Annotated in this window: 18 protein-coding genes and 1 pseudogene; 13 read left to right on the top strand and 6 right to left on the bottom strand. The window is 75.2% G+C overall.

Features of this window, described 5'->3' with window-relative positions:
* The first annotated feature begins 80 nt into the window (after positions 1-80).
* From murJ to ACFVGY_RS28885, 5 genes and pseudogenes are all read left to right on the top strand, one after another.
* Positions 81-1886 carry a murein biosynthesis integral membrane protein MurJ gene (gene murJ, locus ACFVGY_RS28905; protein ID WP_385682473.1) on the top strand — a complete coding sequence of 602 codons (1806 nt, stop codon included), beginning with the start codon at positions 81-83 and terminating at the stop codon, positions 1884-1886.
* Complete coding sequence (locus ACFVGY_RS28900; protein WP_385682446.1) at positions 1876-2655, top strand: polysaccharide deacetylase family protein; 780 nt, start codon at positions 1876-1878, stop codon at positions 2653-2655. Before murJ ends, ACFVGY_RS28900 begins: the two co-directional genes overlap by 11 nt.
* Positions 2656-2687: 32 nt before the next feature.
* A pseudogene (locus ACFVGY_RS28895) lies at positions 2688-3821 on the top strand (glycosyltransferase); the annotation flags it as partial.
* Between the two features lie 264 nt (positions 3822-4085).
* Entirely contained in the window at positions 4086-4826 is a 741-nt protein-coding gene (locus tag ACFVGY_RS28890) for a lipopolysaccharide biosynthesis protein (protein WP_385682443.1), read from the top strand.
* Entirely contained in the window at positions 4823-5974 is a 1152-nt protein-coding gene (locus tag ACFVGY_RS28885; RefSeq protein WP_385682440.1) for a GNAT family N-acetyltransferase, read from the top strand. Before ACFVGY_RS28890 ends, ACFVGY_RS28885 begins: the two co-directional genes overlap by 4 nt.
* Positions 5975-5979: 5 nt before the next feature.
* Here ACFVGY_RS28885 and ACFVGY_RS28880 read toward each other — a convergent pair whose 3' ends face one another.
* Positions 5980-7551 (bottom strand): glycosyl hydrolase, encoded by a 1572-nt coding sequence (locus ACFVGY_RS28880; protein WP_385682437.1) that lies wholly within the window; start codon positions 7549-7551, stop codon positions 5980-5982.
* Positions 7552-7702: 151 nt separating this feature from the next.
* Between ACFVGY_RS28880 and ACFVGY_RS28875 the strand changes: the two genes are divergently transcribed.
* From ACFVGY_RS28875 to ACFVGY_RS28855, 5 genes are all read left to right on the top strand, one after another.
* Positions 7703-9244 carry an ATP-grasp domain-containing protein gene (locus ACFVGY_RS28875; RefSeq protein ID WP_385682434.1) on the top strand — a complete coding sequence of 514 codons (1542 nt, stop codon included), beginning with the start codon at positions 7703-7705 and terminating at the stop codon, positions 9242-9244.
* 171 nt (positions 9245-9415) lie between these two features.
* Positions 9416-10693 (top strand): NAD(P)-binding domain-containing protein, encoded by a 1278-nt coding sequence (locus ACFVGY_RS28870; protein WP_385682470.1) that lies wholly within the window; start codon positions 9416-9418, stop codon positions 10691-10693.
* A gap of 17 nt (positions 10694-10710) precedes the next feature.
* Positions 10711-10953, top strand: a complete 243-nt coding sequence (locus tag ACFVGY_RS28865; RefSeq protein ID WP_385682431.1) for a hypothetical protein — start codon at positions 10711-10713, stop codon at positions 10951-10953.
* A gap of 135 nt (positions 10954-11088) precedes the next feature.
* A complete protein-coding gene (locus ACFVGY_RS28860) occupies positions 11089-13092 on the top strand; it encodes a SpoIIE family protein phosphatase (protein ID WP_385682428.1) in 2004 nt (667 codons plus the stop codon).
* Between the two features lie 86 nt (positions 13093-13178).
* A complete protein-coding gene (locus ACFVGY_RS28855; protein WP_385682425.1) occupies positions 13179-13361 on the top strand; it encodes a hypothetical protein in 183 nt (60 codons plus the stop codon).
* 72 nt (positions 13362-13433) lie between these two features.
* Here the strand turns inward: ACFVGY_RS28855 and ACFVGY_RS28850 are convergent, their stop codons facing one another.
* Positions 13434-13877, bottom strand: a complete 444-nt coding sequence (locus ACFVGY_RS28850) for a DUF6299 family protein (protein WP_385682422.1) — start codon at positions 13875-13877, stop codon at positions 13434-13436.
* 166 nt (positions 13878-14043) lie between these two features.
* Between ACFVGY_RS28850 and ACFVGY_RS28845 the strand changes: the two genes are divergently transcribed.
* Positions 14044-14622: a DUF4352 domain-containing protein gene (locus ACFVGY_RS28845; protein ID WP_385682420.1), complete on the top strand. Its 579-nt coding sequence runs from the start codon at positions 14044-14046 to the stop codon at positions 14620-14622.
* A gap of 57 nt (positions 14623-14679) precedes the next feature.
* Entirely contained in the window at positions 14680-15174 is a 495-nt protein-coding gene (locus ACFVGY_RS28840) for a DUF5949 family protein (RefSeq protein ID WP_385682417.1), read from the top strand.
* A 150-nt stretch (positions 15175-15324) separates the two neighbouring features.
* Here the strand turns inward: ACFVGY_RS28840 and ACFVGY_RS28835 are convergent, their stop codons facing one another.
* Entirely contained in the window at positions 15325-16593 is a 1269-nt protein-coding gene (locus ACFVGY_RS28835; protein WP_385682414.1) for a cytochrome P450, read from the bottom strand.
* Positions 16594-16648: 55 nt separating this feature from the next.
* Positions 16649-17788: a low temperature requirement protein A gene (locus ACFVGY_RS28830; protein ID WP_385682467.1), complete on the bottom strand. Its 1140-nt coding sequence runs from the start codon at positions 17786-17788 to the stop codon at positions 16649-16651.
* A 300-nt stretch (positions 17789-18088) separates the two neighbouring features.
* Between ACFVGY_RS28830 and ACFVGY_RS28825 the strand changes: the two genes are divergently transcribed.
* Complete coding sequence (locus ACFVGY_RS28825) at positions 18089-18346, top strand: hypothetical protein (RefSeq protein WP_385682411.1); 258 nt, start codon at positions 18089-18091, stop codon at positions 18344-18346.
* A gap of 67 nt (positions 18347-18413) precedes the next feature.
* Here the strand turns inward: ACFVGY_RS28825 and mscL are convergent, their stop codons facing one another.
* On the bottom strand, positions 18414-18935 hold the full coding sequence (gene mscL, locus ACFVGY_RS28820) for a large conductance mechanosensitive channel protein MscL (RefSeq protein ID WP_385682408.1): 522 nt from the start codon (positions 18933-18935) through the stop codon (positions 18414-18416).
* Positions 18936-19064: 129 nt separating this feature from the next.
* Positions 19065-19631 (bottom strand): hypothetical protein, encoded by a 567-nt coding sequence (locus ACFVGY_RS28815; RefSeq protein ID WP_385682405.1) that lies wholly within the window; start codon positions 19629-19631, stop codon positions 19065-19067.
* Positions 19632-19927: the final 296 nt, after the last annotated feature.

The following is a 19927-nucleotide window of genomic DNA, read 5'->3' as shown; positions in this document are numbered from 1 at the left end:
GCGGCCCGGGGCGCCGTGTCGGGGGGGGCCGGGGGGTCACCGTTCCGCCGCCGTGGCGGCGGCCCGCCGCCGGGCCGACCCTGGTTGCCGGGGCGGCGGGCCGTCCGCCGAACCCGCCGCACCCGCCGCGGACCCCGCACCCGCCGAAGCCCGCCGCGGCCCACGGCCAGGTCCCCGCCGCGGGGCCACGGCCGCCCGCACCCCCCGGGGCCACCGGTCCCGCGGGACCCGGTCGGCCCGCCGGACCCGGACCCGGCCCGGGCTCCGGTCCCGACCGCGGCGCGCCCGCACCGCTCGGCCGGTTCCTGGCCAAGGCCGCCGCCGTCACCGCCGGACTGACCGCCGCGGGCTCGGTGCTCGGGCTGGCCCGGGACCAGACCATCGCCCACCTCTTCGGCGCCGGACACGACAGCGACGCCTTCCTCATCTCCTGGACCGTCCCGGAGATGGCCTCGACCCTGCTGATCGAGGACGCCATGGCGCTGCTGATGGTGCCCGCGTTCAGCCACGCCCTCGCCCGGCGGGCGGCCAGCCGGGCCGGGCTCAGCCGGGTGGAGGCCCGGGCGCAGGACCCCGTACGGCTGCTCGTGCGGGCGACCCTGCCGAGGCTGGCGGCGTTCCTGGCCGCCGTCGCGGCCGTGCTGGTCGTCGCCGCGCCGCTCGTCGTCGCCGTCCTCGCGCCCGGGCTGCCCGACCCCGGCCTCGCCGTCGAGTGCACCCGGCTCACCGCGCTGACCGTGCTGTCCTTCGGTCTCGCCGGGTACTTCAGCGCCGCCCTGCGGGCGCACCGCTCCTTCGTGTCGCCGGCCGCGATCTACGTCTCGTACAACGTCGGGATCATCGGGACGATGGTCGCCCTGCACACCCTGTGGGGGGTGCGGGCGGCGGCCGCCGGGGTCGCGGCGGGCGGGCTGCTGATGGTCCTCGTCCAACTGCCCTCGTTCATCAGGAACGTGGGCTTCGGTCAGCTCCGGGCCAAGGACGCGCCGCGCAGCCAGCGCGACCGCGACCGGCCCACCCTGATCGCCCTCGGCGTGATCGCCCCGGTCATCTGCTTCGCCGTGTTCCGGCAGTCGCAGGTGCTCGTCGAGCGGTTCCTCGCCGCGTCCCTGCCGCCCGGGGCCATCTCGCACCTGAACTACGCGCAGAAGGTCGCGCAGATGCCGATGGTGCTGTCCCTGATGATCTGCACCGTCACCTTCCCCGTCGTCGCCCAGGCCATGGCCGGCGGCGAACGGGAGAAGGCCCGCCGGCGCGTCGAACAGGACCTGGCACTGGCCTGCCTCGCCGTCCTCATGGGCACCGCCCTCGTCATCGGCTACGCCCCGCAGATCATCGAGGTCCTCTTCGAGCGCGGCGCCTTCACCCACGAGGACACCGAGGCCACCGCCGCCGTCATGCGCGTCTACGGCCTCGGACTCCTCGGCCACTGCCTCGTCGGCGCCCTCAGCCGGCCCTTCTTCGCGACCGCCCGGCCCACCTGGTTCCCGGCGCTCGCGATGGGCGCCGGACTCCTCGTCAACGTCGCCGGCGGAGCCGCCGCCGTCCGCTGGTGGGGCATCTACGGCCTCGCCGGCGCCAACGCGGCCGGCATCTCCACCACCGCCGTGCTCCTGCTCCTCGGCATCGGCCGGCGGATCATCGCGATCCAGGCCCGCCGGGTCGCCCTCAGCATCGGCCGGCTCGCCGTCGCCTCGCTCACCGCCTGCGGCACCGGCTGGATCGCCGGGCCGATGATCCCCGACCCGCTGCTCAGCGCCGCCCTCGGCTGCCTCCTGGTCCCGGCCATGTTCGCGGCCGCCGGCTTGGCCATACGGGCGCTCGAAATCACCACCCTGTCCGCCCAGATCGCCCAGACGACCCAGAGGTTCCGCAATGCCCGCTGACACCGACACGGCACCGGCCGCCGCGACGGCTCCCGCCCGCCGGACCGCCGCCTCGCCGTGGGTCCTGATGTACCACTCGGTCACCGAGTTCACCGATCCCGCCGAGGACCCGTACGGCATCACCGTCACCCCCCGCAGCCTGGAGGCCCAGTTGCAGTGGCTGCGCTCGCGCGGCCTGCGCGGGGTCTCCGTCGGCGAACTGCTGCGGGCCCGCGCCGCCGGGCGCGCCGCCGGGCTGGTCGGGCTGACCTTCGACGACGGCTACACCGACTTCCTCACCGGGGCGCTGCCGCTGCTGCGCCACCACGGCTGCACCGCCACCCTGTTCGTGCTGCCCGGGCGGCTCGGCGTGGACAACGTGTGGGATCCGCTGGGGCCGCGCAAACCCCTGCTCACCGCGGAGGGCATCCGGGAGGTCGCCGCCGCCGGGCAGGAGATCGGCTCCCACGGGCTGCTCCACCAGGACCTCACCGCCGTCCCCGACGACGTGCTCCAGCAGGAGCTGCGGGGCAGCCGGGAGCTGCTGCGCGAGCTGACCGGGACCCTGCCCGAGGGGTTCTGCTACCCGTACGGGTACCTGGACGCGCGGGTCGTCGCCGCGACGCGGGCGGCCGGGTACGGGTACGCCTGCGCCATCGACCCCGGACGGCTGGCCGGCCCGCACGCCCTGCCGCGCACGCACATCAGCCAGGCCGACGGCAGCGGGCGGCTGCGGATCAAGCAGCTGCGGCACCGGGTGCGGGAGCTGGGCCGGGTGGTGCACCGGTGAAGCCGCCCCAGCCGCCGACGCCACTGGACGACCTGCGGGTGCTGCACGTCATCACCGGGCTCGGGGTCGGCGGGGCCGAGCAGCAGCTGCGGCTGCTGCTGCGGCACCTGCCGATGCGCTGCGACGTGCTGACCCTCACCAACCCGGGGCCGGTCGCCGAGGGTCTGCGCGCCGACGGGGTGCGGGTGGTGCACCTGGGCATGCAGGGCAACCGGGACCTGGGGGCGCTGCCCCGACTGGCCCGGTTCGTCCGGCGGGGCCGGTACGACCTCGTCCACACCCACCTGTACCGGGCCTGCGTGTACGGGCGGCTCGCGGCCCGGCTCGCCGGTGCCGGGGCAGCCGTGGCCACCGAGCACTCGCTCGGCGACGCCGAGATCGAGGGCAGGCCGCTCACGCCCGGGGTCCGGGCCCTGTACCTGGCGAGCGAGCGGCTGGGCGCGGCGACGGTGGCGGTGTCCGACACGGTCGCGGCCCGGCTGGCCGGGTGGGGCGTGCCCGCGGCCCGGGTGCACGTCGTGCCGAACGGGATCGAGGCCGCCCGGTTCCGCTTCGACGCCGGGGTGCGCAGGGCCACGCGCGCCCGGACCGGGCTGCCGGAGCGGGCGTTCGTCGTCGGCGGGGTGGGCCGGCTGGTGCCGGGCAAGCGGTTCGACGCGCTGGTCCGGGCGGTGGCGGCACTGCCCGGCGCGCACCTGCTGCTGGTCGGGGAAGGGCCCGAGCGGGCCGCGCTGCGCCGGCTGGCCGCCGAGCTGGGCGCGCAGAACCGGATCCACCTGCTGGGCGAGCGGGACCCGCTGGGCGACGGCCCGGACGGGCGCACGCCGGGGATCCCGGCGCTGCTGTCCGCCATGGACGTGTTCGTGTCCCCGTCGCGGGAGGAGGCGTTCGGTCTGGCGGTGGTGGAGGCGTTGGCGGCCGGGCTGCCGGTGCTGCACGTCACCTGCCCGGCGATCGACGACCTGCCGGCCGCGGAGGCGCCGGGCGCGCGACGGATCGGCACCGGACCGGAGGAGCTGGTCGCCGCCCTGCGCGGGCACATGGAGGCGGGGGTTACGCGGCTGCCGCCGCCGCCCGTGGTCCGGCGCTACGACATCGCGCGCAGCGCGGAGCAGCTGCTGGACGTGTACCGGCTGGCCCTCGCGCCCCGTACGCCGTCCCCGCGCGTCCCCCGTCCCGCCCCGGCTTCCGTCGCCCAGGCCACCGCCCAGGCCACCGCCCAGGCCACCGCCCAGGCCGCCGCCCCCGCCGCCACCCAGGCCGCCGCCCCGGCCTCCGCCGCGCCCGCCGGTCGGGCGCCCGCGCCCGCGGGCACGCCGGGCCCCGCGCACGAGCCGCGGCCGGCCTCCGGCGACCGGGACTGAACCGCATGCCCCGGGCCCGAACGGGCCCGGGAGGAACACCTTTTCACCCAGGAAGTGAGCACGCACATGGCCGACACCGCCGAGCAGAAGAAGTCCGACCACCGCCGCCGCCGGGTGCGGCTGCTGCCGCCGCCCACCTGGTGGCCGCTGCCCACCGCCGCCCTGCTGGGGCTGGCCGCCGGCGGCGCGTACGGCGTCCTCAAGGCGCCCGAGTACGCCGCCACCAGCTATGTCGTCGCCGTCCCGGACGACACCACCGAGCCGGCCACCGCCCTCGGCTTCGCCCAGGCGTACGGCCGCATCGCCACCAGCAGCTCCACCCTCGCGTACGCCCAGCCCCGCGCCGGGCTGGACGCCCGCCGGCTGCGCACCCAGGTCCGCGCCGAGACCTCCCCCGAGTCCCCGATGATCGCCATCACCGGCACCTCCCGGAGCGCCGCCGAGGCGGCCGACATCGCCAACGCGGTCGCCGACGCCCTGTCGCTGAGCAGCAACCAGGCCGCCAAGAACACCGGTGTGCAGTTGCTGCTGTTCAGCCAGGCCGTGGCCCCGGCCGAGCCGGTCTCGCCGTCCGCGCCCGTCGCCGGAGCCGTCGGCCTGTGCGCCGGTGGGCTGCTCGGCGGCCTGTGGCTGCTCGCCCGGCCCGGCCGCGGGCGGAGGCAGGAGGAGCAGCCGCGGCAGGAGCAGCGGCGGCAGGAGCAGCCGGCGCGGCAGGAAGAGGTCGTCGTCGAGGAGTTCACCGCCACGCCCACGCTGCCGGCCCAGGGCGAACACGCGGAAGCCAAGGAGAAGGAGTCCGTGCGATGACGCCGGGCGCGGGGCCCCGGCGCGGAGCCCTGTCGGTGACGCTGTGCCGTGACCCCCGGCAGTTCGCCGCACTGGCCGAGCCCTGGAACCGGATGTTCCGCTCCTGCCGTACCGCCACCCCCTTCCAGAGCCACGCCTGGCTGCACTCCTGGTGGCTGTCGTACGGCCGGGACGGGCGGCTGCGGATCGTGCTCGTGCGGCGCGACGGGGAACTGGTCGGCGCCGCCCCGCTGATGCTCGTCCACCGGCCGCTGCCGCTGCTCGTGCCGCTCGGCGGGCGCATCACCGACCACTCCGACGTGCTCGTGGCCGACGGGCAGGCCGACGAGGTCGTGCCCGCGCTGGCCCGGGGGCTGCACCGGGCGGCCCGCGGCGCCGTCGTCGACCTGCGCGAGGTGCGGCCCGGGGCGGCCGCCGAGGCCGTCTACGAGCAGTGGCCGGGCGTGCGCAGCAAGCTCGCCGACTCCACCTGCATGGAACTGCCCGCACTGTCGTTCGACGAGCTGGTCAAGCGGATGCCGGCCTCCGGGGCCCAGCGGGTGCGGGCCAAGCTCCGCAAGACCGACGCGGCCGGCATCGAGGAGCACGAGGTCACCGAGCACGAGGTGCCCGGTGCGGTACGGACCCTGCTGCGGCTCCACGAGAAGCAGTGGCGCGGCCGCGGGGTCACGCCCGAGCACCTCAAGCCCCGCTTCGCCGAGCACCTGACCCGGGCCACCCGGCGGATGGTGCGCGCGGGGGAGGGCCGGCTGACCGAGTTCCGGCTCGACGGGAAGGTGGTGGCGGCCAACGTCACGCTGCTGTCGGGGGGGCTCAGCGGCGGGTACCTGTACGGGGCAGATCCGGACCTGCGGGCGCGGAAGGTGGACGTGGCGACGCTGCTGCTGCGCTACGAGGCCGGCCGGGCCCTCGCGGAGGGCCGTTCGGTGGTGAGCTTCCTGCGCGGCAGCGAACCGTACAAGAACCACTGGCGGCCGGACACGGTCGTCAACCAGCGGTTCCTGATGGCCCGGACGGCGCTCGCGCCCCTGCTGCGGCTGCACGAGTCGCAGGTGACGGGGCGCGAGCGGGCGGTGGACGCCCTGCGCGAGGCGCTGCCGGCCGCCCGGGACTGGCGGGCCCGGCTCAACGAACTGCGGGTGCGATGACGGGTCTACCAAGGCCAGAAGCCGGAGTCCCGGTCCCAGTCGACGGTGATGCAGACCGACTGCTTGCCGACCAGCTCGGAGAGCCAGTCGCCGAAGTTGAGCGGCACGCACCACTGTGTGCTGTTCACGGGCGTCGGACGGGGCGGCACGGGGGTCGGGACGGCCGGGCTCGGTGCGACCGGGCTCGGCTCGGCGGGCGAGGGCACGGGCACCGGGGCCTCGGAGCTGCTTTCGGCCGGGGACGGGGTCACGGCGGGCGCCTCGGGCGAGGGGACGAGCGGCGAGGGCTTCGGCACCGGCAGGTCGGGAGTCGGGACCGGGGTCGGGACCGGGGTCGGGACCGGGGTCGGGATCTGCGGAGTCGGGACCGGGGTCGGGATCTGCGGAGTCGGGACCGGGGTCGGGATCTGCGGGGTCGGGATCTGCGGGGTCGGGATCTGCGGGGTCGGGATCTGGGGGGTCGGGATCTGGGGCGTGGGCACGGCCGGGGTCGGCCACACGGGCGTCGGGATCACCGGGGTCGGGATCACCGGCGTCGGGACCACGGGGGTCGGCACGACCGGCGTCGGCACCACGGGCGTCGGGACCACCGGGTCCGGCACGTCGGGCATGAGCGCCTTGCGGAACGCCTTCGCCGACAGCGGGTTCTGCTTGCACTGCCACACGCCGTGCGGGCAGTAGTCGGTGATGGTGTGGTAGAGCGGCTTCTGCTGCTCGATCCACTGGAGCATGCGCCGCACGTACTCCGGGTTGTCCCCGCGGCGGAACAGCCCCCACTCCGGGTACGAGATCCGCTTGCCGTGTGCCTTCGCGAAATCGATGTGGTGCTGGAGCCCGTACGGCTGGGTGATGTGGTCGTCGAAGGTGCGGCCCGGCCCCTGGTCGTAGGAGTCCATGCCGATGATGTCGACCACGTCGTCGCCCGGGTAGCAGCGGGTCCAGCCGATCGCGTCCGTCCCCCGGTTGGGGGCGAAGTCGAAGCTGAACTCCTGCCCGGGGACGGAGCGCATCGTGGTGACGATGCGCCGCCAGTACGCCTTCCAGTTGTCCGGGTCCGGCGCGCACCGGTGGGTGTAGGTGGTGCCGTTCATCTCCCAGCCGAGCACGATCACCGTGTCCGGCACGCCCAGGTCGACCAGCCGTTCGGCGAGCTTCTTGAAGTGCGCGTCGAACCGGCCCGCGGCGCCCTCCCGGATCAGCCGGGCCACTTCGTGGTCGGGCACCCGGCCCTCGTTGCGCTCCTGCATGGGCACGTTGAGCACGAAGAGCCGGTCCGACTTGGCCTGGCGCCACTCGGCCCAGTCCTCCAGGAAGCCGACGTTCCCCTCGATGCCGGCCCAGCGGTCGCCCGGCAGATAGGTGTGGCCGACGCGGATCTCCTTGCCGCCGAGCCAGTTCGACAGGAACGGGATCCGCGCGACCCCGGACGGCCCGTAGTCGAGGTAGGCGCCCATCGCGATGCCCGAGGTCCTGGGCTGCTCGTCGTCGGGGGCCGCGAGCGCGGCACCGGTGGCGAGCAGCCCGGCCGTGACCGTACCGATGCAGGTGCTCGCCAGGCGGCGATGTGTTCTGGGCATGGCATCTCCCGGGCTCTCCTGAATCGGTGTGCTTGCCCAAGACGTTAGGCATCACATCCGACGAATGGCCTGTCCGATGGCGCCCTCCGTAGGCCATTTGCAGTTGCGCACCATCCCTGCTTGGTCCGACTAGGTGAAAGACACCGTTTCCATGAACGAGTTCTCCGGCCACGTGCCCGCTGTTGTGCTCAGACTCGACCGGAATCCGTTCCACCACGGAACCCTCGGCGCCGTCAGATCCCTTGGGCGCAAGGGCGTGGAGGTCCATGCCGTCGTCGAGGCCGGGGGAGGTCCCATGGGGCGTTCGCGGTACGTGCACGCCGTCCACGAGGGACCACCGGGCGGGCTCGACCCGGAGGCGCCGGAGGCGCTCGGCGAGTGTCTCGTCGGGGTGTCGGAGCGGATCGGGCGGCCCGCGGTGCTCATCGCGATGGACGACCTGAGCGCGATCGCCGTCGCGCGGATCGCGCCGATGCTGGAGGGGCGGTTCCGGATCCCCCACCAACCCGACGGCCTGCCCGCCAGGGTGGCCGACAAGGCCGAGCTGTCGACGCTGTGCGCCCGCTGGGACATCCCGCATCCGGAGACCGTGATCCCCGGGAGCGGGGCCGAGGCCGCCGAGGCGGCCTGGCGGCTCGGCCTGCCGGCGGTCGCCAAGTGGAGCCGGCCCTGGCTGCTGCCGACGGGCTCCGGCCTGCGCAGCACCACCCTCGTGCACACTGCCGCGGAGGCGCATCGGCTGTACGAGCGCTCCGCGGAGGCCAGGAGCCGGCTGCTGCTCCAGCGGTTCCTGCCGGCCGGCGCCGACACGGACTGGTTCTTCCACGGCGCCTTCGGCCCGGGCGGGCGGCCGCTGCTCGCCGGGTCGGGCCGCAAGGAGCTGTCCTGGCCGGTGCGGACGGGGCTGACGGCGGTGGGGCGGTGGCTGCCCGACCCGGCGGTGGAGGAGGCGGGGCTGCGGATCGCCGAACGCCTCGGCTACCAGGGGATCTTGGATCTCGACTTCCGGCGGGACGAGAGCGGCTGCTTCCGGCTGGTGGACTTCAACCCGCGCCCCGGGGCGCAGTTCCGGCTGTTCACCGACGCGGCCGGGCTGGACGTCGTCCAGGCCATGTACCTGGATCTGACGGGGCAGGAGGTGCCGGAGCAGTCCGGGGGGCCGGGCCGGGTGTTCGTCGCCGAGAACTACGCGTTGCTGGCGGCGGTGCGCGGGCGGCAGCTGCCGTGGCGGCGGCGCGGGCGGCGGTCGGTGCCGGCCGGGGAGCAGGGGCCGGGATGCAGGCCCGGCCACTGGCCCGGCCGCGGGCCCGGGCGGCTGCGCGCGCCGGGGCGGAGGGAGGCGGCCTGGTTCGCGGCGGACGACCTGCTGCCGTTCCTGGCGATGCTCGCCGCGTTCCTCGGGCGGGGCGCGGACAAGGGGGCGCGCGTCCTGCGCCGGATCCCGGCGCAGGGGCGGCGTACGGCGCGCGCGGTGGTGCGTACGCCTCGACAGCGCGCCCCGCGCCAGCGCGGCGGCGACCAGGCGCCGCCGGGGCAGCCCGCCCTGCCGGCCCCGTCGTCGGCGCCCGCCACCCCGTCGGCGGTCGTCCTGCCCGCCGCTTCCGCGCCCCCTGGCGGCCCCGCCGGGCCCGTCGTACCGCCTCCGCCCACCCCGCCGGAGGCCGCCGCTCCGGACGAGCTGGTGACGCGGTGACCGCCCTTGGGGCAGGGCCGTGCCCCCTGCGGGCGACACGGGCCGTGTCGGCGTTTGAGGCGCCGGAGCCCGGGAAGCCGGAGATGGCGGCGCGCACGACTCCCGCCGGCCCCGCACCGCGCCGGTGAACGACGGGGGACCCATGAGACTGGAGGGACAGCGGTGACGCGGATGGACGACCTCGTCGTGGTCGGCGCCGGTCCGTACGGGCTGTCGATCGCCGCACACGCGGTCGCGGCGGGGATCGGCGTACGGGTGCTCGGGCGCCCCATGGCCTCGTGGCGGGACCACATGCCCGAGGGCATGTACCTGAAGTCCGAGGCCTGGGCCTCGAACCTCTCGGCGCCCGGCGGGCGCCACACCCTCGCCGAGTACTGCGCCGGCCGGGGGCTGGCGGCCGAGCACGGCCGTCCGCTCCCGATCGGCACCTTCAGCGCGTACGGCATGTGGTTCGCCCGCCGGGCGGTCCCGGACGTGGAGGAGCTGACCGTCACCGAGGTCACCCCGCAGGGCGACGGCTTCCGCATCCGCACCGCCGAGGGGCCCCCGCTGCTCGCCCGGACGGTGGCCCTCGCCGTCGGGGTGATGCCCTTCATCCGCCACCCCGAGGCGCTGCGCGAGCTGCCGCCCGGGCACTACTCGCACAGCAGCGCCCACCGCGACCTGAGCCGGTTCGCGGGCCGGGAGGTCGCCGTGATCGGGGCCGGGCAGGCCGCCCTGGAGACGGCGGCCCTGCTCGCGGAGGCCGGCGCCCGGCCCTGCCTGGTCGCCCGGCGGGCCCGGATCGACTGGAACACCGTGCCCCCGCCGCTGGAGCGCCCGGCCCTGGAGGCGCTGCGCCGCCCGCACAGCGGCCTGGGCAGCGGCTGGCGCACCTGGGTGTGGTCCGAGCTGCCGTGGGCGGTGCGCCGGCTGCCCGCGGCGAGGCGGGAGCGGATCGCGGCCACCGCGCTCGGGCCCGCCGGGGCCTGGTGGCTGCGGGACCGGTTCGAGCGGAGCGTCCCGGCTCTGCTGGGGCACCGGCTGCACCGGGCGGTCGCCGTGGGGGACCGGACCCGGCTGGGGCTGACCGGCGCGGCCGGGGAGTCCCTCGTGCTGGAGGTCGCGCACGTCATCGCCGCGACCGGGTTCCACCCCGAGCTGGCCCGGCTGGAGCTGCTCGACGCCCGGTTGCGCGCCGCGCTCGGCACGGTCGGGGACGACGGCGGCACGCCGGAGCTGAGCCCCGGATTCGAGTCGTCGTGGCCGGGACTGTTCTTCGCGGGGCTGCTGACGGCTCCCTCATTCGGCCCTTCCATGCGATTCGTGCACGGTGCGGGGTTCACGGCGGGGAGACTGGTGAAAGGAGTCCGTAGGCGCCTCGGCGCCCTGCGCCGGCCGGCGGGCTCCCTCGGGACCCCGCGGCCCGCCCGGGCCGATGCGGGGCATCCGAAGACGTCTCTGCGGTGAGGTGAGAGGGGTCCGCGATGACTGCGGAGCAGCGAGCACAGGGCCGCGGCTGGGTGCGCATCCCGGCCAGCCGCGCGGAACAGCACACCACTGCGACCGGGACCGCCCCGTACGGTCCGCCCGCCCCCGCCGCAGCGGACCCGTCGATGATCTACCTCTCCCTCGTCAAGCGCTGGCGGGAGGCGGGGCGCACCCTCCCGGGGCATCCGGACGAGGAGTGGGAGCGGCTGATCTCCCAGCCGTGCTGGCCCGGCCGTTAGGTGGTGTGTCAGGTGGCAGCAGCGGAGCGCGACAGATCCGGGCCAGGGGTCGGCCCGGGAGCCGACCGCGGAACCGGAGGGGGAGCCGGCCGCGGCCCGGCGACCGGGCCCGGCGAGCGGCTCGCCCTGAACGGCATGGGCAGCTTCGAGTGGGACCTGCGCGCCGGCACGTTCGAGCTGGACGAGGCCGGGTACGCGGTGTTCGACCTGGACCCCGAGGAGTTCGACCGGACCCCGGAGGGCCTCGGCCTGCGGATCCCGGTGAACGACAGCACCCGTCTGGCGGACTCGGTGCGGACCGCGGTGGACGAGGGCGCCGACACGCACGGCTCGTACTTCACGGTCCGCCGGCGCGACGGCGTCGACCAGTGGACCCACACCCAGGGCAGGATCCTGCGCGACGCCGCCGGGCGGCCGGACCGCATCGTCGGGATCGTCCGGGACGCGACGGCCGAGCTGACCCAGGCGACCGTGCTGCGGAAGCTGGAGACGGCGCGCGCCAAGCAGGCGACGATCGTGCAGCGGACCACCGAAGCCCTCTCGCGGGCGGTGACCGTCGACGACGTGACCGCCACGCTGACCGGCGCGGGGGCCCTGGAGCGGCTGGGCGCCGACGGACTGGCCCTGGGGCTGGTCGAGAACGGCGCGATCAAGATCATCGCGTTGAGCGGGGAGTCCCTGGAGATCCTCAGCGAGCGCAGGTTCACCCGGCTGGACGGCACCCTGCCGCTGTCCCAGGCGGTGCTCACCCGCAAGGCCCGGTTCGCCACCTCGCTCACCGAACTGGCGCACGAGTTCCCCCCGCTCGCCGACTACCTGAACCGGATCCGGTTCGACGCGGCCGCCTACCTCCCGCTCATCGCCCAGGCCCGGGCCATCGGCGGGCTGGTGCTCTTCTACCGGCGGCGCAGCGAGTTCAGCCCCGAGGAGCGCAACCTCTGCCTGGGCCTGGCCGGCATCGTCGCGCAGTCCCTCCAGCGGGCGCTCCTGTTCGACCAGGAGCGGGAGTTCGCGACCGGCCTGCAGGCCTCGATGCTGCCGCGGCGGATCCCGGAGATCAGCGGCGGGGAGATCGCCGTGCGCTACCACTCCGCGTGGAGCGGGCGCGAGGTCGGCGGGGACTGGTACGACGTGATCGCGCTGCCCCGCGACCGGGTCGGCCTCGTGGTGGGCGACGTCCAGGGCCACGACACGCACGCGGCGGCGATCATGGGGCAGCTGCGGATCGCCCTGCGCGCCTACGCGGGGGAGGGGCACCCGCCGTCGACCGTGCTGGCCCGGGCCTCCCGCTTCCTCGCCGAGCTCGACACCGAACGGTTCGCGACGTGCATGTACGCGCAGGTGGACCTGGAGACGGGCGGCGTACGGGCGGTCCGCGCGGGCCACCTCGGCCCGCTGATCCGGCACACCGACGGGCGGACGGGCTGGCCCAACGTGCGCGGCGGGCTGCCGCTCGGTCTGGCCTCCGTCTTCGAGCAGGAGGACTTCCCCGAAACCCGCCTCGACCTGGTCCCCGGGGAGACGCTGGTGCTGTGCACGGACGGCCTGGTGGAGGAGCCCGGCACCGCGATCACCCAGGGCATGGAGGCCCTCGCCCACGTGGTCCGCAGCGGCCCGCAGGAAGCCGGGGCGCTCGCCGACCACCTCTCGGACCGGCTCTGGGAACGCTGGGGCTCCGGCGACGACGTGGCCCTGCTCGTGCTGCGCCGGGCCCCGGACCCGGGCACCCACCGGGCCCCGCGGATCCACCAGTACATCCACCAGGCCGACCCGGAGGGGCTGTCGGAGGCCCGCTTCGCCCTGCGGCAGGCTCTGCGGGACTGGGGCGTGCCGGAACTTGCCGACGACGTGGAACTGGCCGCCGGGGAACTCCTGGTCAACGCCCTCCTCCACACCGACGGCGGCGCGGTGCTGACCATGGAGGTGCTGCCGGAGCCGGTGCGGCGGATCCGGCTGTGGGTCAAGGACCGCTCCAGTGTCTGGCCGCGCCGGCGGACCCCTGGGGAGGCCGCCACCACCGGGCGCGGACTGCTGCTGGTGGACGCGCTGGCCACGCACTGGGGCGTGGAGTCCCGGGGCGACGGCAAGGCGGTGTGGTGCGAGTTCGACGCCTTGGGCAGCCCCCGGGGCACGGGGTGAGCACCGCCGCACGCCGAGTTGTGGCAGGTGGGGTGCGGCGTGATGATGCGGTCCATGAGACGGACGTGTGTGGAACGGATCGTCCCGTGCGACGCCGCCTGAGCGGGCGCACGGCCACCGGCCTGCTCGCTCTGCTCCTGCTGGGAGCCGCGGTGCCGACGGCCGTGGACCTGGCCGTGGACCTGGCCACGGGGCGCCGGCATGCGGATACCGGGTGCGGGACCGTGGCGTTCATGTCGATGACGGGCGCGGCGCCGGCCTGCCGCTGACGCGCCCGCCGGCCCGCAAGCCTGCCGGCCTGCCGGCAGCGGCGGCTGCCGGCCCGGCCGGGGCGCCGCGGCTCAACGGTGGTCGACGACCTCGATGACCTTCTCGTCCGCCGCCACCGTGTCGAGCGACGACGGCATGAGGCCGGAGAAGTGGATCTCCTGGAGTTCCGCCGTGGCCTCGGCGGGCCCCGCGTGCACCTGCGGGGTGTAGCCGAGCGGTGCGTGCGCCTGCCAGTCGTGGTCCCTGCCGTCGCAGACGGCCTCGCCGGCGCCGAGGCCGAGGTGGACGTCGTCCTGCACGAGGGTGGCCTTGACCTGGATCGTCCCCTTGGGTGACGGCTGTTCGCAGCGGTAGCTGCCGGAAAGGGTGATCGTGCCGTCCTCGCCGATGTGTGCTTCGGACCGTACGGAAATAGCCTGATTGAACACGGTGGCCTCGGCCGGGGCGGTGAACACCGTGGCCGCGGCCAATGCCGAGAAGGCCGCCAGAGCGATTCGGCTGCCGGACGTGCGCATTCTTCCTCCAGGTGGATGCGGATGGCGGAATTCCGTCGGAACGCATTGTGCTGGCAGATGGACGGCAACTCGCTCCGCACACCCGTGTCGGTGTGTGCAATTCCCCGCTCGGGCGCGTGAGACTGGCCGGAAAACACCCCCTCGAAGGTCCCCGAAGGGATCGCGCATGCGCCAGTCCGCCTCCGCCCTCGCCGCCGTCCTCCTGCCGTTCCTGCTGTTCGGGGCCACGGCCTGTTCCGCACCCTCCGACGGGGCCGCGCTCGCCCCCGCCGCGGCGCCCGCCGTCCCCGTGGACGACGCCGCCCCCGGCGCCGAGGGTGATCCCGCTGCGAAGGGCGCCCACGTGGGCGACTCCGTACGGGTGCACGGCCGCCAGGTCGGCCGGCACCTCCAGGCGGTTCTCCACGCCTACGTCGACCCCGCGGTCAGCGTGGAGAAGAACTTCGCCCCGCCCGCGGGGAAGCGCTGGGTGGCCGCCTCGATGTCGTTCGTCAACGTCGGCGGGGCCTCGTACGGGGCACTCGGGCGCATGTGGGCGTACGACAGCGCGGGGAAGCGCCACCCGGTCGTGCAGACCGGTGAACTGACCACCGGAAAACCCCTCGTCTTCGATTCCCTCGCCGTCGGTGAACAGGCCGATGGATGGGTCGTGTTCGAAATTCCGGAGAATACGCGCATCGTTCGGCTGCAGTACCAGGATGCGAACGTCCAGTCGAATTCCGGAGAAGGATTCTGGGCGGTCTAGCCCGCCCGGGTGAAAGGCCGTGAGGGGGGCGGCGCGAAGGCCACTAGGGTGCGGCGCATGACTTCAACTCAAGCCGAAATCGACCGGACCCGGCTCGGCACCCTTTCGGTGCTCGCCTGGATCGGCGACCCCGCCGAGGGCCACGACATGCCGTACCTCCTCGCCTACTCGCTGGGCGACGGCCCGCAGGGCCCGGCGGCCGCCGAGGCGGCCGCGCGGGCCCTGCTGGCGGAGAACAAGCTGTCCGTCGGGGACAAGGTCGAGGACGGTCGGGGCGACCCGGCGGGCTTCCCCGTGCAGATCGTCCTGGCGGACAACCAGGTCGCGCTGACCCTGCCCGGACTGAACGCCACCTGCACCGTCCCGGACGAGTGGGTCGAGGCGGCCAAGGAGAGCGGGCAGGCGTACTTCCTGTTCGCCACGCGCCCCTGGCCCGAGGCCGTTCCGGGGCGGCCGGTCGACGCCGCGACGCTCCAGGCGTTCGCGGGGGACGAGGAGGTGCTCGCGACCAGCGCCCACTGCCTCCTCGCCGTGCGGCGCCTGCAGCAGTAGCCGCTCCGGCGCCGCCCGGTGCCGGTGGTGGCTCCCGCTGCCGGCGGTGGCGCCCGGCGCCCGGTCCGGCCGCCGGGCTCCCGGCCCGCCCGGCGGCCCGTTCCGTGCGCCCGACCCCCCACGCCCGACCCCCCACGCCCCGCCGGACCGCTACCGCGGCTGCTCGAAGGCGAACTTGAGCGAGCGGACGCGGTTGTCGAAGTTCGACCCCGCCAGGTCCGGCAGCCCCACCGCGCGCAGCCCGACCGGCCGGGTCAGCAACTCGCGGAACAAGGCCTTCATCTCCACCCGGGCCAGGTGCGCCCCCAGGCAGAAGTGCGGGCCGCCGCCGCCGAAGCCCAGGTGCGGGTTGGGGGAGCGGGTGATGTCGAAGGCGTCGGGGTCGGGGAAGACCGCCTCGTCGCGGTTGGCGGAGGCGTAGTACAGCACGACCTTGTCGCCCGGCCGGAACAGGTGCCCGCCCAGGGTGTGCTCGGCCGCCACCGTCCGGCGGAACTGGATGATCGGCGTCGAGTGCCGGATCATCTCGTCCACCGCCCCGTCCGCGTGCTTCTCGAAGTCCTCCAGCAGCAGGTCCCGTTGGTCCGGGTGGTCGGTCAGCAGGGACAGGCCGTGGGTGATCGCGTTGCGGGTCGTCTCCACGCCCGCGACCATCAGCAGCGAGAAGAACGCCCCCAACTGGCGCGCCCCCAGCGCCTGCCCGTCCACGTTCGCGCAGACCAGTGCCGAGATCAGGTCGTCGGAGGGGTCCCTGCGGCGCTCCCGGCCGATGCCCGCGACCATCCGTTGCATCCGGGCCAGCGCCCGCAGGCCGCGCCCGGGCATCCGCAGCCGGGCGGCCAGGCCCCGTTCGACGCCGATGTTCTCCGAGGCGTGGTTGACGCGGTCGGCGATCTCCGGCCGGTGGCGCTCCGGGATGCCCATCATGTTGCAGATGACCTCCAAGGGCAGCCGGGAGGCCACGGCCGAGACGAACTCGTCGGGCCGGTCGGCCAGGACGTCGTCCACGATCCGGGCGGCCAGGGCGTGGATGTCCGCCTCGGCCGCCGCCAGCAGCCGCGGCGTGAACGCCCGCTGCACGATCTTGCGCAGCTGGGCGTGGTCGGCGCCGTCCAGGTTGACCATCGAGTCCCCGAACAGGGCTCGCACCCATCGCGCCGGCTCGGGAGTGGTCACCCCGGGCGCGCTCGCGAACACCTTCGGCAGCCGGCTCGCCTCCTGCACGTCCGCGTGCCGGACCAGGGCCCAGTGGCCCCGTCCCCTGCCCTCGGGCACGAAGACCGGGGAGTCCAGCGCCCGCAGGCGGGCGAACGCCGCGAGCCGCGCCGCCGGTGGCTGCTGCCAGAACGCCGGGTCGGCGAGCTCCCCGTACTCCGCCGCCGCGTCGGCCTGCCCGTACCGCTGTACCGGGACCTTCATCGTTTCTTCTTCCTGTTGCCGGCGCGTTGGCCGCGGCCGCTGCCGCCCGCGCTCCTCACGCACCAGAACGCTCCCGCTCCGCCAAGGTCACGCCCGCCGCGACCGTGGCCGCGGCCACCAGTCCCGCCCACAGCACCGCGTACGACCCCGTCCAGGCACAGGCGAGGATCGCCGCCGCCGACACCGGTAGCAGCAGCTGCTGGACCGCGCCGTGCTTGAAGTGGCGCGAGTGCAGCACCCAGACGAAGGCGAGGTACACCGCCATCGGGACGGCGACCGCGAGATTGGCCGCCGTCTGCGAGATGTGGGCCTTCCCGACGGAGTGCTCGATCGCCACCTCGATGCCCGCGCCGATCGCAGCGGCCGAAGCGAAGACCACGTAATGCCCGTAGCCCCAGGGAATCGCCTCGCGGTTGCTGCGCAGCAGGTCGTGGGCCGGGACGGCGAAGTAGATCCACCACGCCGAGAACACCAGCAGCAGGCCGCCCCCCGCGATCGGCAGCAGCACGTCCAGCGCCTCGTGCTCGGCGATCGCCGACTGGACCGCCAGGGTGCTGGCGGCGATGGTCTCGCCGAGCACGATGATGGTGAACAGCCCGTACCGCTCCGCGATGTGGTGCGGGTGCCACGGTGTCTGGTGGTCGCGCTCCGCGATGACCGGCACCAGCAGCTCCGCCGCGACGAGGACGAGGAACAGCCACCTCTTGCTCGCCTCGGGTGCCCAGAGCAGCGCCACCCAGCCCATCTGGCAGACCACCAGCCCGAGTGCGTACGTGAGCGCGCAGCGGCGGGGCGGGCCGCTCTCCCCGGCCGCCGCGCGCAGCCACTGCACGGTCAGCGCGAGGCGCATCACCACGTAGCCGATGACGGCGACGGTCCAGTCGTTGTCGTTGAAGGCCTGCGGGATCCCCGCCGAGTAGACCAGCACCCCGGCGATCTGCACGAGCGTCGCGACCCGGTACGGCACGTCGTCGACGTCGTAGGCGGAGGCGAACCACGTGAAGTTCATCCACGCCCACCACACGCCGAAGAACACGTAGAGATAGCCGCTCACCCCGGCGCCGACGTGGTCCTCGGCGAGCGCGTGGACCAGCTGGCGGCCGGCCTGCGCCACCGCCACGACGAAGCACAGGTCGAAGAAGAGCTCCAGCGCGGTGGCCGACCGGTGCCCCTCGTCCCGGTCGCGGGCCGTCATCGGTACGTACGTCACACCGCTCAGCACAGCAGCCCGGAGCCGGCCGGCAGGGCCCGGCGGCCGCCGGAGCGGTTCCCCTTCACCTGTACGGCCCCGCTGCAACCCCGTCGAAGCGGGCGGGAAGGGGAGGGATCCCCGGCGCGGTGCCGTGCCCGGGCCCTCAGGCGTACGCGGCCCCGAGTCGCCCCCCGCGCAGGCCCCCGCCCTTCTTCGACGTCCGCACCGGCGAGGCGACGCCGGGCCGCCGTCCCGGCCGGGCGGCGGCGGGGCCGTGGCGGCGGCGGCCGTACCCTGGGGGTCATGAGCACCGTCCCCGCTTCCGACCCGCAGCCCGCGAACGCCGAGCCCGCAGCCCAGGCCGGGGACGGGTCCCCGGCCGACTCCCGGACCGGGGCCGCGGCCCCGCGGAAGCCCCGGTTGCGGCTCGTCTTCGACGACCCGCTGGACCAGCAGTCCCGGGACGACACCGACCACGGCTGGGGCGAGCGGGCTCCCGCCACCGGGAGCGCCACCGACCTGGCCCGCTTCCTCGACGAGAAGCCGCCGCACCACCTCTGACCGGCCGGCACCGGCAGCCCCGCCCGTACGCCGGATTCCGCCCGGCCGAAGGGCGCGGCGGGTCCCGTCAGTACTGCTGGTGCGCGGAGCCCGGGGCGGCGCCGGGGCCGCCGTTGCCGTCGCCGTAGCCGCCCGACCGGGCGCGCTGCGCGACCAGCTCGTCCCGGATCTCCTTGAGCACCACCAGCTCGGTGACCTCGATGTTCTCCTTGACCCCCTCCCGGGCCTTGCGGCGGTCCTCCACCTTGGCGAGGTACTTCGCCATCGGCAGCACCATCAGGAAGTACACGACCGCGGCCGTGATCAGGAAGGTCAGCGCCGCGTTCAGCACCGAGCCCCACATGATGTTGACGCCGATGGGCTCCCCCTTCGCGTCGACGCCGCAAGGACCCTTCAGGCAGGAGCTGTAGCCTTCCAGGCTCTTGGTGCCGACGGCGCCGACGATCGGGCCGATGATTCCCTTCACGACCGCGTTCACGATGTTCGTGAACGCGGCGCCGATGACCACCGCGACCGCCAGGTCGACCACGTTGCCGCGCATCAGGAAGGCCTTGAAGCCTGCCAGGACGCTCTGCTTCTTCTCGCTCACTGCTGAGCCTCTCTTCGGGTCCGTCATGAATGGAGCCAACGGTTCCGAAAGCTATGGCAATCGGGGCCCGGTGTGTCCAGTCCGGGCCCGGCCCGTGGCGACCTACCGGTGCGCGTGTCCGATTCCGGATCAGCACAGCGTCACCGCCAGCCGTGCCACCGCACCCGCCCCGACCAGAGCCCGCGCGGTGTCCCGGGGTACCGACAGCACCACCAGCGCCCCGCCGTCCCCGGCGTCCCCGGCGCCCTCCTCCGGACCGGGTACGGCGTCGACCCGGGCCCCTTCGGCCACCACCCGCGGCGGCCCGGCCCGTTCCGCCGCGACCACGTCCACCCGGTCACCGGGCCGCAGCAGCCGGACGGCCGCCGCGTCCGCGATCCGCACGGGCGCGGAGACCATCCGCACGGGCGGCGGCGGTTCCGCGGCGGGCGGCCCGGCGCCCCGTGACGCCTGGGCCTGAGGGCCGCCCGCCACCGCCAGCGCGGCCGCCGCGACGGCCAGCGCGGCCGAGGCCGCCCGCCGCCTGCGCCGCAGCGCCCGCCGCAGCCGGTCCCCGCCCCGCCCGACCCGCAGCGGCGGAAAGGCCGGGACCGTGTGCGCCGGCGGGCACGGAGAAGGAGCGGGGACGAGGGCGCGGGAGGGGGCGGGCGCCGAAGAAGGGGAGGAGGGGGCTGGGGTCTGCGAGGTCATGGACATGACGGCACCGCCGGTTCGCGTGGGTTCCGGTGTCCGGACGGGCGTCCGGACACCCCTCACGATCCGCCGCCCCGTCCGATCGCGCTCGCGCCTGTGGACCGTCCCCAGCCTGTGGACAACCGCGTCACCCGGACGAGGGGTCCCCTCGCACCGGACGTGGGGCGGCCCCCCTCGCACCACGGGACGTGGGGCGGGGGGGGGGGGGGCGCGCCGGGGGGCGCCGGCGGGGGGGGGGGGGGGGGGGCCGGCGGCCGGGCGCCCCCCCCCGGGGGGCGCGGCGCCGCCCGCCGGGGCGG

The organism is Streptomyces sp. NPDC127106 (genome assembly GCF_042677605.1).
Taxonomy (GTDB): domain Bacteria; phylum Actinomycetota; class Actinomycetes; order Streptomycetales; family Streptomycetaceae; genus Streptomyces.
This window is presented reverse-complemented; position numbering and strand designations above follow the sequence as displayed.

Bases quoted from the DNA above. Each gene is read 5' to 3' on its own strand.
- ACFVGY_RS28875 (WP_385682434.1), top strand. From the start codon at position 7,703: ATGAACGAGTTCTCCGGCCACGTGCCCGCTGTTGTGCTCAGACTCGAC.
- ACFVGY_RS28900 (WP_385682446.1), top strand. From the start codon at position 1,876: ATGCCCGCTGACACCGACACGGCACCGGCCGCCGCGACGGCTCCCGCC.
- ACFVGY_RS28885 (WP_385682440.1), top strand. From the start codon at position 4,823: ATGACGCCGGGCGCGGGGCCCCGGCGCGGAGCCCTGTCGGTGACGCTG.
- ACFVGY_RS28835 (WP_385682414.1), bottom strand. From the start codon at position 16,593: ATGAAGGTCCCGGTACAGCGGTACGGGCAGGCCGACGCGGCGGCGGAG.
- ACFVGY_RS28815 (WP_385682405.1), bottom strand. From the start codon at position 19,631: ATGTCCATGACCTCGCAGACCCCAGCCCCCTCCTCCCCTTCTTCGGCG.
- ACFVGY_RS28845 (WP_385682420.1), top strand. From the start codon at position 14,044: ATGCGCCAGTCCGCCTCCGCCCTCGCCGCCGTCCTCCTGCCGTTCCTG.
- ACFVGY_RS28860 (WP_385682428.1), top strand. From the start codon at position 11,089: ATGGGCAGCTTCGAGTGGGACCTGCGCGCCGGCACGTTCGAGCTGGAC.
- ACFVGY_RS28825 (WP_385682411.1), top strand. From the start codon at position 18,089: ATGAGCACCGTCCCCGCTTCCGACCCGCAGCCCGCGAACGCCGAGCCC.
- ACFVGY_RS28880 (WP_385682437.1), bottom strand. From the start codon at position 7,551: ATGCCCAGAACACATCGCCGCCTGGCGAGCACCTGCATCGGTACGGTC.
- ACFVGY_RS28890 (WP_385682443.1), top strand. From the start codon at position 4,086: ATGGCCGACACCGCCGAGCAGAAGAAGTCCGACCACCGCCGCCGCCGG.
- ACFVGY_RS28830 (WP_385682467.1), bottom strand. From the start codon at position 17,788: ATGACGGCCCGCGACCGGGACGAGGGGCACCGGTCGGCCACCGCGCTG.
- ACFVGY_RS28840 (WP_385682417.1), top strand. From the start codon at position 14,680: ATGACTTCAACTCAAGCCGAAATCGACCGGACCCGGCTCGGCACCCTT.
- ACFVGY_RS28870 (WP_385682470.1), top strand. From the start codon at position 9,416: ATGGACGACCTCGTCGTGGTCGGCGCCGGTCCGTACGGGCTGTCGATC.
- ACFVGY_RS28865 (WP_385682431.1), top strand. From the start codon at position 10,711: ATGACTGCGGAGCAGCGAGCACAGGGCCGCGGCTGGGTGCGCATCCCG.
- ACFVGY_RS28850 (WP_385682422.1), bottom strand. From the start codon at position 13,877: ATGCGCACGTCCGGCAGCCGAATCGCTCTGGCGGCCTTCTCGGCATTG.